The following is a 14385-nucleotide window of genomic DNA, read 5'->3' as shown; positions in this document are numbered from 1 at the left end:
AAGGTTCCCCTCACGAACCACCGCACCACCGAACCACCGCACCGCCGCACGAGCCCGTCACTCGCCGTCCGGCCCAGCCGTCTCCGGCAACCGGAGCACCGCCCGTGCCCCGCCGTCGGGGAGGTTCGAGAATTCCAGCTCCGCTCCCAGCACCCGCGCCTGCGCGACCGCGATCGTCAGCCCCAGCCCGTGCCCGCCGCCGCGGGAGTCCGTGCCGGTCCGGAACCGGGCGGGGCCCTCCCGGAGCAGCACCTCCGGGTATCCCGGCCCCCGGTCGCCGACCACGACGCACCGGCCGGCGACCTCCACCGTCACCGGGGGCTCCCCGTGCTTGGCCGCGTTCGACAGCAGGTTCGCCAGGATCCGTTCCAGCCGCCGGGGATCCGTCCGCACTCGGACCGCGACCGGGGCGGCCGCGTCCGGCACCCGCCGCCGGACGAACTCCGCCAGGTCGATGTCCGCCGGTTCGGCCCGTTCGGCCGCGGTGTCCAGCCGGGCCACCTCCAGGACGTCCTCCACCAGCGACCGCAGCGCCGCCACCCGGTCGCGGACCAGTTCCGCCGGACGGCCGGGCGGCAACAGCTCGGCCGCGGTCACCAAACCGGTGACCGGCGTCCGGAGTTCGTGCGCGATGTCCGCGGTGACCCGTTGCTCCGCGGCCAACCGCGCCTGCAACGCGTCCGCCATCGCGTCCACGGCCTGCGCGAGGTCCGCCGCTTCGTCGCGCGGACGCGGGCCGATCGCGTCGCGCACCCGGGCCGGAGCGCCGTTCGCGACGTCGCGGGCGGCGTCGGCGGCCCGCCGCAGCCGGCGCGCCATCCCGGCGCCGAGCACGACGCCCAGCAACGCCCCGGCGACGGTCACCACAGCCGAACCCGCCAGCAATTCCCGGTCCAAAGTGGCCAGTGCCTGCGTTTGCGCCGCATAGCTGGCCCGCACCGAAACGACGTGCCCGCCCGTTTCGGCGGCGGCCCACAGAACACCTCCGTCCAAAAAGGTCGCCCGGTTGCCGCCGCGGACGGCGTCGCGCAGGGGAGCGGGCAGCGCCGGATCGTCGAACTGGCCGTCGACGCCCGGATTGCGCAGCAGCAGCTGGATCCATTCGTCCTGCGCACGCCGCGCCTGATCGGCTTGGGTGCGCGCGAATTGCTGATGCACCAGCAAACTCAACGTCAGCGCGACGGCGGCCGACACGAGAGCCACCGCCGCGGTCAGCCGCCACCGAAGCGTGGCCGGGAGGAGTTTCACGGCTCGGCGCGGAGCTTGTATCCGAAGCCGCGCACGGTCCGCAGCCGGTCTTGCCCGATTTTCACCCGCAGCCGCTGCACGTGGACGTCGACCACCCGCGTATCGCCGCCCCACGCGTAATCCCACACGCTTGCCAGCAAAGTGTCCCGGCTGAGCACGATGCCGGGCGATTCGGCGAACCGCAGCAGCAGCCGCAGTTCGGTCGGGGTCAGGTCCACCGGCTGCCCGGCCCGGCGCACGTCCAGCCCGGCGCGGTCGATTTCGAGGTCGCCGAACCGGACGAACGCGTCCTCCTCGGGGCCGGACCACCCGCTTCGCCGCAGCACCGCCTGGATCCGGGCGATCAGGACCGCGGTGTCGAACGGTTTGACGACGTAGTCGTCGGCCCCGGCTTCGAGCCCGAGCACGACGTCGACCGCGTCGTCGCGGGCCGACACCATCAGGATCGGCGTCCGGCTTTCCTCGCGGATCCGGCGGCACAGGCTGACGCCGTTGAGGCCGGGCAGCATCACGTCGAGCAGCGCCACGTCCGGCGGCTGAGCGCGGAACCGGTCGAGCCCGGCGAGCCCGTCCGCGGCCGCCGACACCTGGAATCCGGCGCGTTCGAGGGCGAGCTGCGTCGCCTCCCGGATCACGTCGTCGTCCTCGACGAGCAGTACCCGCGTCATGTCCCCTCTCACTCCGGCGAAAACCCGTTGCCGGTCCAGCGGTAGCGCGCGACCCCGTTGTCCGGCCCGGTCGCCGACATCGTGGCCAGCCGCCCGTCGAGCACGGTCAGCAGCGCACCGGAGTTCTCCAGCTTGAACAGCTGTTTCCCGGTGACGGTGTAGACGTAGCCGCCGAGGTACGCGCTGACCGGCACGCCGGTCGCGCCGCTGCTGCCGGTGCCGGGAGCCCCGGCCGCGGCGCACGGGTAGACGTTCACCACGACGTCGACCTCGCCGGTCAGCTCGTGGTAGGCGGTGCTGACCGGATACGACCCGGCGATCGGCCCGCTCGGGCACGGGCGCAGCGCCGCCTTGGTCCGCGCGCTGACCGTCGGGTCCGCGCGCAGCAGCGCGACGGCGTCCACGCTCGGGCCGCGCGGGTTGTTCGCCGGTGCCGGGGTGGCTGCTGCCGGCGGAGCCGGTCCGGCGACGCGCACACCGTCCACATCGGAGCAAGCGGTGAGCGACAGCAGCGCGACCGCCGCGACCACTGTCCTCCGCATGCTTCGCACAGTAGCCATTGTGCCGTCCGAGCGCTGCTCGGGAAGCGCTGTTACGAGACCGATGGGTTTCCTCCGGACAGCCGCGACGCGGAGCGAGGCTGGCGGTGATCCGCCGTTCCTACCTTGGCCGGGAACCGAGCAGGGAGAGGAGTCCGATGAGGACGGAAACGGTGCGGGACCCGGCGGAAACGCGGGTGCCGAAGGGACGGCTGCTGGGCGTGGACGCGGTCCGCGCGCTGGCGATCGTCGGGGTGTTCGTCGAGCACTTCTTCGCCAGCGGCTGGCTGCGCGGCGGCCCGCCCGACCAGGCCCCGGGAATCCTGGCCTGGCTGAACGTGCAGACGTCGTCCCGGGCGATGAGCCTGTTCGTGCTGCTGTTCGGGCTGTCCGCGGCGTTGATGACCGGCGGCGCGACCCCGTACGGCGGGAACGAACAGCGGCGCGCCCGCGGCAGGCTCGCGGTCCGGGCGGTGGTGTTGTTCCTGCTCAGCCTGGCGATCGACGAGTACGGCAGCTCGGTGATCGAGTACTACGCGGTGCTCCTGCTCCTCCTGCTGCCGCTGACCCGGTTGCGCGCGCGGACGTTGTCCGTTCTCTCCGGAATCGCCGTTCCGGCGGTGACGCTTTACGCGTTCTGGGTGTTCAACGCCCATTCCGACTGGCTGCGCTCCGGATCCGGCACAGCGAGCGGGCTGGCGATCCTCGGGCATCCCGGGCAGTGGGGCGAGTTCTTCACGGGGATGCTGCTGTCCGGCGGCGGCTTCCAGGTCGCGTACGGCCTGCCGCTGGCGCTGGCGGGAATGGCGATCGGCCGGCTCGACCTTCGCGCGCACCGGGTCCGGATCCGCTTGCTGTACACCGGTTTCGTGCTCGCTTCGGCGTCGGCCCTCGGTTCGTGGATCGCTACCTATCCGCTGGGCGGAGCCGACGCGATCGCGACGACCCCGCCGCCCGCGATGCCGTGGCAGGTGCTCCTGGCGATGCCGGCGGACGGCTCGCTGTACGCCACCAGCCCGCTCGGCATCGTGCTCATGATCGGCGTGGCGATGGTGCTGCTCGGCGGGCTGCTGATCGCCTTGGACCGCCCGCTCGGCCGTCGTGCGCTGTGGCCGCTCGCCGCGGCCGGCGGGATGGCGTTCACCTGGTACGCGGCGCATTTCGCGGTCTTGAAGCTGGTGCCGAAGCCGTATTCGTTCGTGTTCCTGGCGACGGTCGTCGCGGTGATGCTGGCCGCCTCGGCGGCGTGGCGGCACTGGCGGCGGCGGGGTCCGCTGGAATGGCTGGTGCACCGGGCGACGCTGCTCGTGCCGTGACCGCGGGGCCGGTCCGTGCGGGAATCAGCGTCCCTCACGGACCGCCGAGGCGGCCGGCGGGCGTCGGCGGGTGGCCAGCAGAGTGCAGCCGACCGCCGCCGCGTAGCCGAGGGCGACCACGGTCATCGGGACGCTCAGCGACATCGTCGAGCCCGCGCTCAGCAGCGTGCCGAGCACCGCGGTGCCCAGCGCGCCGCCGGTCTGGCGGGCGGTGTTCAGCACTCCGCTGGCCAGGCCGGTGTGCTCCTCCGGAGGCGTCGACATCGCGACCGACGTCATCGCGGGCATCGCGATCGAGCAGCAGCACAGCACCACGCCGCCCGCTACCACCAGCGGCAGGGAGTCGGCGGCGGCCAGCAGGACCGCGCCGAGCCCGGCGAGGCTGAAGCCGGTCAGCATCGGGACGCGGGCGCCGAAACGGGCGGTGAGCCGTCCGCTGGCGGTGGCTCCGATGCCGATCGCGACGGTGAGCGGGAGCGTCAGCATGCCGGTCGCGTACGCGCTCTGGTGCAGCGGGCCCTGGAGGAACAGCGACAGGCAGAGCAGGGTGCCGTAGAAGCAGAAGTTGAAAAGCAGCCCGGCGGTGCTCGCGGCGGAGAACGGGCGGGACGAGAAAATCGCCAACGGCAGCATCGGATCGCGGCGGCGCCGCTCGACCGCCACGAACGCGACCCCGGCCAGCACCCCGGCGGCGATCAGCGGGAGGGCCCAGCCGGAGCGGCCGACCTGGATCAGCCCGCCGGCGAGCGCGGACAGGGCGACGGTGCCGAGGACGAGCCCGTACGGGTCGAGGCGGCGGTCCCTCGGCGGCGATTCGACGACGTACCGGCAGGTCAGCACGATGGCGAGGGCGGCGAACGGAACGTTGACCCAGAAGATCGCGCGCCAGTCGGCCAGTGCGATGAGCATTCCGCCCGCCACTGGGCCGGTCGCGAGGCCGATGGCCGCGATGCCGCCCCACACGCCGAGTGCGTGCGCCCGCGCCCGCGGTTCCGGGAACTGCCGGACGATCAGCGCCAGCGAACACGGCAGCAACGCGGCCGCGCCGATCCCCTGCAGCGTCCGCGCGGCGATCAGCACCGGAAGGGCCGGGGCCAGCGAACACAGCGCCGACCCGGCGCCGAACACGACGGTCCCCAGGACGCAGATCCGGCGCGATCCGTAACGGTCGCCGAGCGAGCCCGCGGTGAGCATGCCCGCGGCGAGGGCGACGGTGTAGCTGGCGATCACCCATTGTTCGCCGCCCAGCCCGCCGCCGAGGTCGCGCCGGATCGCTTCGACGGCGACGTTCACCACGGTCGCGTCGAGCTGGACCACGAAAAAGGGCAGGCAGAGCGCGATCAGCGCCAGCCGTTGCGTGCGTGCGGAGGTGGTTGCGGTCACCAGACCAGGATGACGCGGAAACCGTTCGGTGTGGACCGAAGCGTCAAAGATACGGCCGCTGGTTCCGCTTTTCCGCGACATAAGTCTCGTAAGCCGCGCGCGTGGAGTCCAGCTCGGACACTTCGCTCACCGGAACGTCCCACCAGGCCGAGCCGGGCGGATTGGGCGCGAGCGGATCCGTCTCCACGTGCACCACCGTCGTGACCGGATTCGCCTTGGCCTGCTTCATCGCCGCCCGGAACTCGTCCACAGTGGACGCGCGGAGGACGGTCGCGCCGAGGCTGGCCGCGTTGGCCGCGAGGTCGACCGGCAGCACGTCGCCGTCCAGCAATCCGTTGTCGGCGCGATACCGATACGCCGTGCCGAACCGTTGCGAGCCAAGGGATTCCGACAGCGACCCGATCGAAGCGAACCCGTGGTTCTGCACCAGCACGATGATCACCTTGAGCCGCTCGGCGATCAGCGTCACGATCTCCTGCGCCATCATCAGGTACGACCCGTCGCCGACGAGCACGACCACCTCGCGGTCCGGCGCGGCCAGCTTCGCCCCGACGCCCGCGGCGACCTCGTATCCCATGCACGAGTACGCGTATTCCACGTGGTAGGCCTTGGGATCTCTGGCCCGCCACAGCATTTGCAGATCGCCGGGCATCGACCCGGCGGCGTTGATGACGACATCGCGGTCGTCGAGCGAGCGGTTCAGCGCGCCGAGGATCTCGGTTTGCGCGGGCAGCGGCGCGTGCCCCAGATCGAAGCAGGCGTCGGCGGCGCGGTTCCATTCGCCGGCGAGTTGCCGGGTCCGCGCGCGATGGGCGGCGGAGACCTGCCAGCCGGACAGCGCGGCCGACAACGCTTCCAGCCCGCGCCGGGCGTCGGCGACCACCATCTCGGCGGAGTGTTTCGCGGCGTCGAAGCGGGCGACGTTGAGGTTCACGAACCGCACGTCCGGGTTGCCGAACACGGTGTGCGAAGCGGTGGTGAAGTCGCTGTACCGGGTGCCGATTCCCAGCACCACATCAGCGTCGGCGGCCAGCGTGTTCGCGGCGGAAGTGCCGGTGGAGCCTAAACCGCCGACCGCGCACGGGTGGTCCCACGGCACCGCGCCCTTGCCCGCGTGCGTGTCGGCGACGGGAATCCCGGTGGCGTCGGCGAACGCGCGGAGTTCCGGCCAAGCTTCGGAGTACACGACGCCGCCGCCCGCGACGAGCAGCGGAGCCTTCGCCGACCGCAGCAGTTCCGCGGCGCGGGCCACGGCTTCCGGCGCGGGCACCGGGCGGTCGACGTGCCAGACGCGGCGGCGGAAGAAGTCTTCCGGCCAGTCGTACGCTTCGGCCTGGACGTCTTGCGGCAGCGCGAGGGTGACGGCGCCGGTCTCCACCGGATCGGTCAGCACCCGCATCGCGGCGAGCGCGGCCGGGATCAGCTGTTCGGGCCGGGTGATCCGGTCGAAGTACCTCGACACCGGGCGGAACGCGTCGTTCACCGACACGTCGCCGCAGCGCGGGTCTTCCAGCTGCTGCAGCACTGGATCGGGGCCGCGGCCAGCGAAAACATCGCTCGGCAACAGCAACACGGGCAGCCGGTTCGCGGTCGCCAGCGCGGCCCCGGTGATCATGTTCGTGGACCCCGGGCCGGTGGACGCGGTGCAGGCGAAGGTCTGGAGCCGGTTGCGCATTTTCGCGAACGCGGTCGCGGCGTGCACCTGGCCCTGCTCGTTGCGCGCGAGGTAATACGGAAGGATTCCGGCGGGCGCGGCCTGCAGCAGGGCTTGGCCGAGCCCGGCGACGTTGCCGTGCCCGAAAATCCCGAAGCAGCCCGGGATCAACCGGTGCTCGACGCCGTCGCGTTCGGAGTACTGGTTGGCGAGAAACCGCACCAGGGCTTGTGCGGTGGTCAGTCTCATCGTGCGCCTCCGAACGGCAGCCGCGGGTCGACGGCCTGCGATTCCCAGGTCTCGCGGACCCACGCGTGGGCGGGGTCGTCGCAGATCAGCCACGCCCGCTCCGGGCCGGGCCCGGCCATCACGTTCAGGTAGTACAGGTCGTAGCCGGGCGCGGCCATCGACGGACCGTGCCAGCCGTGCGGGATCAGCACGACGTCGCCGGTGCGGACTTCCTTCAGCACGTCGATCGGGCGTTCCTCGGTGCCGTAGACCCGCTGGTAGCCCATCCCGCCGCCGGCGACCTCGAAGTAGTAGATCTCCTCCAGCTCGCTCTCGCCCTCGCGCGCCTCGTCGTGCTTGTGCGGCGGATAGGACGACCAGTTCCCGCCCGGCGTGAGCACTTCGCAGACGAGCAGCTGGTCGGCGTCGAAGGTGTGCGGCAGGCAGTAGTTGTTGACCTGACGGCTGCAATTCCCCGCGCCGCGCAGTTCGGTCGGCACCCCCGAAGCGGGCCCGTAGCGCGCGGGCAGCCGCTTCGAGGTCTTCGCCGAGGGCAGCGCGAACCTTCCTCGGCCGGTCAGTACAGCTTCGGAATCCCTTGGCAGGTAAGCGAAATCGGTGACCGCATCGAACACGCTAGCACGACCGGCCAAGTCGAACTTCTGTCCGTCGACCGACACCGAACAGCTGCCGGACAGCGGGAGCACGAGCGTCTCCGCGTCGCCGGTGGAGACGGTCTCGGCGCCGTCGAGTTCCAGCACGCGCAGGCCGGAGAAACCCCAGCCCGCCGATTCGGGCGTGATCACGACACTGAACTGGTTCACCGCAACCCCACCGCCGTGTCGACCGCCTTGGCCACGTCGCCGTCGTGCGGATAGAGCAGCGAACGCCCGACTACCAACCCCTGCACCGTCGGCAGCGCGAGCGCCTCCTGCCAGGACGCGAACGCCGCGTCCGGATCGGCCACCTCGCCGCCGAGCAGCACGACGGGCAGCGTCGAGGCGGCCAGCACCCGCTCCATCTCGGCGACCACCGGCAGCTTCAGCCAGGTGTAGGCGGACGACCGGCCGAGGCCGGACGCGATGGTGACCGACCGGATGACCGCGCCGGGGGAGAGGTCGTTCTTGATCTTCCCGTCGACCCATCCGGACAGGAACGGCTCCACCAGCGCGAGCAGCTTCCGGTCCGCGAGCGCGTTGACGGCCTTCGCGGCGTTCTCCAGCACGCCCGGCGTCGCCGGGTCGTCCAGGCAGATCCGGGTGAGCATCTTCCCGCCGTCGAACCGCATGCGCGCGATGGTTTCCGCGTCGTAGCAGGCGAACCGGTCGTCGATCTCGAAGCTCGACCCGGCGAGTCCGGTGCGGTTCATCGAGCCGAGGACGGTCTTGCCGTCGAGGACGCCGAGCAGCAGCAGGTCGTCGATCACGTCCGGCGTCGCGAGCACGCCGGTGACGCCCGGGCGTTCCAGCGCGAGGCACAGCCGTTCCAGCAGTTCGCCGCGGTCGGCCATCGCGAGCGGATCGGCCCCGACGGCGTTCGCGCCGCGGGCGGGGTGGTCGGCGGCGATGATCATCGCCACGCCTTTGTCGTTGAACGGCGATCGCGCCGGTATCCGGGCGGCGGCGGCTTCGGCGATGGCGTCCGGATCGTGGACCCGGGTGGTGACGATGCGTTCGACGGTGTTCATTCCGTCCCTCCGAGCCTGCGCAGGACCTGTTCTTCCGTGGGCATCGCGTCCGAACAAGCGAGTTCCCCGGCGACGTGCGCGCCCGCGGCGTTCGCGAACCGCATGACCCGTTCGACGTCCCAGCCCGCCAGCAGCCCGTGCACCAGCGCGCCGCCGAACGCGTCGCCCGCGCCAAGGCCGTTGACCACCTCCACCGGAACCGGCGGCACCTCCACTTCGCCGGTGTCGTCCACCGCGAGCACGCCCTTCGGTCCCTGCTTCACCACCGCGAGGGAGATACCCTTGTCCCGCAGCGCTTTCGCCGCGTCGCGAGGTTCGCGCAGAGCCACCGCGGTGTCGCATTCGTCGAGGTTGCCGACCGCGACCGTCGCGTAGTCCAGCGCCTTGCCCGCCCATTCGCGCGCCTGCTCGCGGGACTCCCAGAACATCGGCCGGTAGTCGAGGTCGAGCACGGTGTGCCTCTCACGCCCTCGGGCTTCCAGCGCGGCGAGCGTGGCGCTGCGGCTCGGCTCCTGCGACAGCCCGGTCACCGTCGCCCAGAAGACTTTCGCGCCGCGGATCGCGTCGAGGTCGAGTTCGCCGGGGGAGAGGTCGAGGTCGGGGGCCTTCGGGAACCGGTAGAAGTAGAGCGGAAACTCGTCCGGCGGGAAGACCTCGCAGAACGTGACCGGCGTCGGCAGGTGCGGCGAGGTCCCGACGAACCGGTCGTCCACGCCGTACCCGGCGAGCGCGCGGCGCAGGAACCGGCCGAACGGATCGTCGCCGGTTTTGGTGATCACCGCGCAGGAGCGGCCGTATCGGGCGGCGGCGACCGCGACGTTCGCGGCGCTGCCGCCGAGGTATTTGCCGAACGAGGTGACGTCTTCCAGTCCGACGCCGGTCTGCAGCGGGTAGAGGTCCACCCCGATCCGGCCCATCGTGACGAGGTCGAACCCCGTGGTCATCGCGTCCTCCTCGCAGGCTGTGCCCCGACCGTGCCCGGTGCGCGCGGACTTTGTCAAGACATACGGACATATGCGGTAGGCTTCGGCGATGACCACCAGCCCGGCCTGGGACCCGGTCCGCGGGATCGCGGTGGACCCGGCCAGCCCCGAGCCGCTGTACTTCCAGGTAGCCCGCCAGCTGCGGGCGGCAATAGACGACGGCCGCCTTCCCGCGGGCTCCCGGCTGGCGAACGAACTCGACCTCGCGGCCGGGCTGCGGCTGTCCCGGCCGACGGTGCGGCAGGCGATTCAGTCGCTGGTCAACCAGGGTCTGCTGGTGCGCAAACGCGGCGTCGGCACCCAGGTGGTGCGCACGAAAGTCACCCGTCCGCTGCGGCTGAGCAGCCTGTTCGAAGACCTCGCCGGGCTGGGCGAGACGCCGTCGTCGGAGGTGCTGCTCAACCGCGTGGAACCGGCCGGCGCCGAGACCGCCGCGCTCCTGGAAGCACCCGGGCTGAAGCAGGTCCGCCGGCTGAAGCGGATCCGCCGCGCCGGCGGCGAACCGCTGGCGATCATGAACAACTGCCTCCCGGACGGCGTTCTCGACGTCGAGGACGAGGAGTTGCGTTCCCAGGGGCTCTACCAGCTGTTACGACGGGCCGGGATCCGGCTGCATTCGGCCCAGCAGAACATCGGCGCGCGCCTGGCGACCGAAGAAGACGCGGAGCTGCTGGAAGAACCGCCCGGCGCGGCGTTGCTGACCATGCAGCGCACCACGTACGACGAAACGGGCCGGGTGGTCGAATACGGCTGGCACGTTTACCGGGCTTCGCGGTATTCGTTCAATCTCCCGCTGACGCACGGTCCGCAGTAGAAATCTCCGCCGCCGATTCGGCGGGGCAGGACAATTCCTCCAGCCGCGCCAGCAACTCGGCCGGCGACTTGAGCAGATGCTGATTCTGTTCCAGTGCCCGGACTTGCGCGACCGAAAGCGTCTGCGTGAACGCGGTGACCCGGCCGTTTTCGTCAGTGTGCTTCACCAGCAGCAGCGAACCGACCAGCGCGACGAAACTGTCGCACGCCGCGGCGGCGGAAAGCAGTTTGTTCGCCGCGTCCGCGTGCTGGGCGTTCACCTCGCTCATCGGTTTCTGCAAAGCGACGACCTCGACGGCGTGCTCGACCTTCTGCAGCCGCTGTCTGACCTCCTCGCGGGTCAGCGAGCGCCTCGCCCGCAGCGTGAACCGTTGCGCCCAGGACGAGATCACCGGCGGCCCGTCCGGGACGGCTTCGATGCCCTGCTGCGCGAACACCTCGGTGACGGCGGCGGCGAGCCGTTCCGCGGCCGCGTGATCGTCGCCGGAGACGTAGACGAAGCAGTGCCGGTCCAGCGCGCGGGTGCGGGCGGTCACCGCGACCGCCATCCGGGACGGCAGGTCGCCGGGAGCCGGGTCGGCCTTGTCCAGCACGCCGTCCAACCGGCCGCGCAGCTCCTCCTGATTGCCCGGTTCGCCGTCCTCGGCGAGGAGTTCGCGCAGCATCGCGAGGCAGCGGCCCCGCGTCGGCCCGACGCTGCCCCGCGGCAGGTGCATGACCTCGGCGATCAGCTGGTAGTCGGCGCGGCCGGCGAGCACGGTCAGCCGCAGCAGCTCCTGGCAGCGGTCGGGCAGCCGGCGGAAGGCGTTCCAGACCCGGCGGTCCCGGTCGGCGCGCAGCGCCTCCTCCTCGGGGCCGGGCAGGTCGCTTTCGAGGGTTTCGGCGACCTCGTCGCTCAGCGGGACCGGCCGGGCCTGCCGGCGGGCCGCTTCGCGGCGGGTGGTGACGATCAGCCAGGCGGTCAGCGAACGGGGATTCTTCAGCCGGTCGGCGTTCCGGAACAGCTCGAGCCACGTCGTCTGCAGCACGTCCTCGGTGTCCTGCGTGCTCAGCCCCTGCGCCCGCGCCACGTGCCAGGCGATCGGCGTCAGGTCCTCGACCAGGGCCTTCGCCGCCGACTGGTTCCCGGCCTTCGCCTCGCGCAGGGCGACGTCCAGCCGCTCCCCGTCCGCCGAACGGCCGACACTGTCCGCTGTCCCGGTCATCTTCCCCCCGCCGATCCGCCTGTCCCCGACCGCCGATCCTAGAGCAGCGCGGCCGTCGACTGTCTACTTAGGACTCGTGCACCCTCGTGAAGTCCGGCTCGCGGCGTTCCCGGTGCGAGGCGAGGCCTTCGCGCACCTCCGGACCGGCGAAGCCGTAGAACTCCAGTGCCAGCGAGGAGTCGAAGATCGCGCCCGCGAGCTGGCGGTACCAGAGGTTGAGGCTCTGTTTGGTCCAGCGGATCGCGTTCGGCGCGCCGTTGGCCAGCTCGTGCGCGATCTCCCGCGCGGCAGGCAGCAGCCCGGCCTCCTCCTCGACGCACAGCGACACGAGCCCGATCCGCTCCGCCTCGGCCCCGCTCATCGGACGGCAGGTCATCAGGTAGTACTTGGCCTTGGCCATCCCGCACAGCAGCGGCCAGCACACCGCCGCGTGGTCGCCCGCCGCCACGCCGAGCCGGGTGTGGCCGTCGATGATCTTGGCATTGGCGGCGGCCACCGAGATGTCCGACAGCAGCCCGGCGACCAGGCCCGCGCCGACGGCCGGGCCGTGGATCGCGGAGACGGTCGGCTTGGAGCAGTCGATGACGTTGTAGACCAGGTCGCGGGCCTCGCGCATGGTCCGGGAACGGGCTTCGAAGTCGTTCGTCAGCTTCTCGACCAGGTCGAAGGATCCGCCCGCGGAGAAGCCCTTGCCCTCGCCGCGCAGCAGGACGGCCTTGACCTCGGGGTCGCGGTCGAACTCGCGCCAGATGCCGGCGAGTTCGCCGTGCGCGGCGTCGCTGACCGCGTTGAGGTGCGGCGCGTCCAGGACGAGTTCGACGACGCCGTCCTCGTCCGGCCCGTCGACCCGCAGGTTCTCGAACTGCGCGTAGCGGCTCATTCGGCTTCCCTCCGTCGTCCGGAACACCTGGGCCAGCCTGCCATCGGTGCGGACGTCGCCGCCAGAGCCGAGGTCACCCGCCGTCTTCGGACAGTTCGACGGCGAGGCTGGTGCTCGGTCCGGACGGGCCGAGCAGGTCGAGCGCGACCGAACCGGCGCCGGGGCTGGCCCGCAGCTGCGCGGGCTGCCCGCAGAACAGCGGAGCGTGGTTGCGGTGGCTGATCCGGCGCACCCGCGAGGCCGGGGAGTCGAGCCGCAGCACCTCGGCCAGCGCGAGCGACATCAACGGCCCGTGCACGACCAGGCCGGGATAGCCCTCGACCCGGGTCGCGTACGGCCAGTCGTAGTGGATGCGGTGCGCGTTCGCGGTGGCCGCGGAGAAACGCATCAGCAGCGTCGGATCGGTGGCGAATTCCCACGTCTGCCCGTCGGTCCGGCGAAACGGCGACCCGACCGGCTCGAGCGCCGCGGCGGTTTCCGGGACCGCGGGCGCGGAGGACGGCCCGGCCTCGCGGTGCAGCAGGTCCTGGCGCTCCTCGAGGTACGGTGTTCCGTCCATTCCGGACAGTTCCGTGCGCACCTGGACGAGCACCAGTTTCCCGGAACGGCCGGACTTCTCGGCGACTGAGTCCACAATGGAGCGTCGGCGCACCGTCTCGCCGACCCGCGGCGCGCGATGGACCACGACCTCGCCTCCGGCGAACATCCGGCGCGGCAGGTTCACCGGCGGAAGGAAGCCGCCGCGGACCGGGTGGCCGTCGAGGCCGAGCCGCGACGACACCGGCCAGCGCGGCAGCGCGACCCAATGCCACAGCGGCGGCAGGGCGTCGCCTTCGCGCGGCGCGGGGAGCCCGTTGTCGAACAGCGCGGCCAGCGAGGCGACGGGACCGGGTTCGACGACCTCTTCGCCGACGAGGGCGTGCGGTTCCCAGGCTTCCGGTTCGGGCATGGGGTTCCTCAGATCCTGTCGCGGGCGAGGCGGTCGGCTGAAAACCTTATCAGGAATGCGCCGGGCGACCCGCTCGAACAGCAGGGATGAGCGGGCCGGCAGAAGCACGGCTTGTGCAATACTTTGTCCGGAAGACGTGTGCCGGAGGGGGAGGCGATGCCCGAAACCACGGGCGCGGGACCGCGCCGCGGTCCGGCGAACCTGAAAGCGCTGGCCGCGCACGAGATCCGGCGACGGGTTTTCTCCGGTCAGCTGCGGGCCGGGGAGAAGATCGACCAGGAAGCGCTCGCCGACGAACTCGGCATCAGCAAACTGCCGATCCGCGAAGCCCTGATCACCCTCGACCACGAAGGCGTGGTGGAGCACATCGCGCGCCGAGGCGCGTTCGTAGCCCGGATGACCCGAGACGACATCCGCGACCACTACCGCGTGTTCGGCCTCGTGTCCGGGCTGGCGGCGGAGCGCGCGGCGAAAAACCTGTCGCCGGAAAGCCTTCAGGCCCTGCGCGATCTCGCGGACCGGATGGAGTCCGGAGCGGACCGGGCCGAGCAGGAACGGCTGAATTTCGAGTTCCACCGCAGGATCAACCACGCCGCCGACTCCCGCAGGCTGGTCTCGATCCTGGGCATCCTGGCGAAAACGGTGTCGCACGGGTTTTACGAGGCGCACGAGGACTGGCCGGGCAAGGCGCACGAGGACCACCGGAAAATCCTGAACGCGCTCAGCGCCCGGTCGGCCTCGCGGGCACGGTCCATTGTGGAGAAACACTTCTCGGACGGCGGCGAGCGCGCGGTCGCCTTGCTGGAGAAACAAGGCTTCTGGGACCGCTGAT

General features: G+C 71.4%; 13 protein-coding genes and 1 pseudogene. 3 read left to right on the top strand and 11 right to left on the bottom strand.

Features of this window, described 5'->3' with window-relative positions:
• Positions 1-57 precede the first annotated feature (57 nt).
• Genes F9C12_RS07570 through F9C12_RS07560 form a run of 3 tightly spaced genes read right to left on the bottom strand, consistent with a single transcriptional unit; the run spans position 58 to position 2458 of the window.
• Positions 58-1248 carry a sensor histidine kinase gene (locus tag F9C12_RS07570; protein WP_409465321.1) on the bottom strand — a complete coding sequence of 397 codons (1191 nt, stop codon included), beginning with the start codon at positions 1246-1248 and terminating at the stop codon, positions 58-60.
• On the bottom strand, positions 1245-1916 hold the full coding sequence (gene cseB / locus F9C12_RS07565) for a two-component system response regulator CseB (RefSeq protein WP_409465320.1): 672 nt from the start codon (positions 1914-1916) through the stop codon (positions 1245-1247). Before cseB ends, F9C12_RS07570 begins: the two co-directional genes overlap by 4 nt.
• Before the next feature lie 8 nt (positions 1917-1924).
• Positions 1925-2458, bottom strand: coding sequence for a hypothetical protein (locus tag F9C12_RS07560; protein WP_409181271.1), 534 nt, complete (start codon positions 2456-2458; stop codon positions 1925-1927).
• Between the two features lie 155 nt (positions 2459-2613).
• Between F9C12_RS07560 and F9C12_RS07555 the strand changes: the two genes are divergently transcribed.
• Positions 2614-3771 carry a DUF418 domain-containing protein gene (locus F9C12_RS07555; RefSeq protein ID WP_409465319.1) on the top strand — a complete coding sequence of 386 codons (1158 nt, stop codon included), beginning with the start codon at positions 2614-2616 and terminating at the stop codon, positions 3769-3771.
• A 24-nt stretch (positions 3772-3795) separates the two neighbouring features.
• On the opposite strand, the gene F9C12_RS07550 is transcribed toward F9C12_RS07555, so the two are convergent.
• From F9C12_RS07550 to iolC, 5 genes are read right to left on the bottom strand one after another with little or no spacing between them, the layout of a single operon-like run.
• Positions 3796-5154 (bottom strand): MFS transporter, encoded by a 1359-nt coding sequence (locus F9C12_RS07550; RefSeq protein WP_409465318.1) that lies wholly within the window; start codon positions 5152-5154, stop codon positions 3796-3798.
• Between the two features lie 43 nt (positions 5155-5197).
• Positions 5198-7057, bottom strand: a complete 1860-nt coding sequence (gene iolD, locus F9C12_RS07545) for a 3D-(3,5/4)-trihydroxycyclohexane-1,2-dione acylhydrolase (decyclizing) (protein ID WP_409465317.1) — start codon at positions 7055-7057, stop codon at positions 5198-5200.
• Entirely contained in the window at positions 7054-7860 is an 807-nt protein-coding gene (gene iolB, locus F9C12_RS07540; protein WP_409465316.1) for a 5-deoxy-glucuronate isomerase, read from the bottom strand. Before iolB ends, iolD begins: the two co-directional genes overlap by 4 nt.
• Positions 7857-8723 (bottom strand): aldolase, encoded by an 867-nt coding sequence (locus tag F9C12_RS07535; protein ID WP_409465315.1) that lies wholly within the window; start codon positions 8721-8723, stop codon positions 7857-7859. The genes iolB and F9C12_RS07535 overlap by 4 nt, the downstream gene beginning before the upstream one ends.
• Positions 8720-9667, bottom strand: a complete 948-nt coding sequence (iolC, locus tag F9C12_RS07530; RefSeq protein ID WP_409465314.1) for a 5-dehydro-2-deoxygluconokinase — start codon at positions 9665-9667, stop codon at positions 8720-8722. Before iolC ends, F9C12_RS07535 begins: the two co-directional genes overlap by 4 nt.
• Positions 9668-9755: 88 nt before the next feature.
• Here iolC and F9C12_RS07525 point away from each other — a divergent pair, with 88 nt between their 5' ends.
• Positions 9756-10520: a GntR family transcriptional regulator gene (locus F9C12_RS07525; protein ID WP_409465313.1), complete on the top strand. Its 765-nt coding sequence runs from the start codon at positions 9756-9758 to the stop codon at positions 10518-10520.
• Between the two features lie 634 nt (positions 10521-11154).
• On the opposite strand, the pseudogene F9C12_RS07520 reads toward F9C12_RS07525, so the two are convergent.
• From F9C12_RS07520 to F9C12_RS07510, 3 genes and pseudogenes are all read right to left on the bottom strand, one after another.
• Positions 11155-11724: pseudogene (locus F9C12_RS07520) on the bottom strand (RNA polymerase sigma factor); the annotation flags it as partial.
• A gap of 67 nt (positions 11725-11791) precedes the next feature.
• A complete protein-coding gene (locus tag F9C12_RS07515) occupies positions 11792-12604 on the bottom strand; it encodes an enoyl-CoA hydratase/isomerase family protein (protein WP_409465312.1) in 813 nt (270 codons plus the stop codon).
• Between the two features lie 73 nt (positions 12605-12677).
• The gene (locus tag F9C12_RS07510; protein WP_409465311.1) at positions 12678-13553 is read right to left on the bottom strand and encodes a MaoC family dehydratase N-terminal domain-containing protein; all 876 of its coding nucleotides are present in this window, start codon (positions 13551-13553) and stop codon (positions 12678-12680) included.
• Between the two features lie 156 nt (positions 13554-13709).
• Between F9C12_RS07510 and F9C12_RS07505 the strand changes: the two genes are divergently transcribed.
• Positions 13710-14384, top strand: a complete 675-nt coding sequence (locus F9C12_RS07505; protein WP_409465310.1) for a GntR family transcriptional regulator — start codon at positions 13710-13712, stop codon at positions 14382-14384.
• Position 14385: the final 1 nt, after the last annotated feature.

The organism is Amycolatopsis sp. GA6-003, assembly GCF_046267895.1.
In the GTDB taxonomy this organism is placed as follows: domain Bacteria; phylum Actinomycetota; class Actinomycetes; order Mycobacteriales; family Pseudonocardiaceae; genus Amycolatopsis.
The sequence above is the reverse complement of the archived record's forward strand: the minus strand, read 5'-3'. Positions and strand labels throughout refer to the sequence as shown.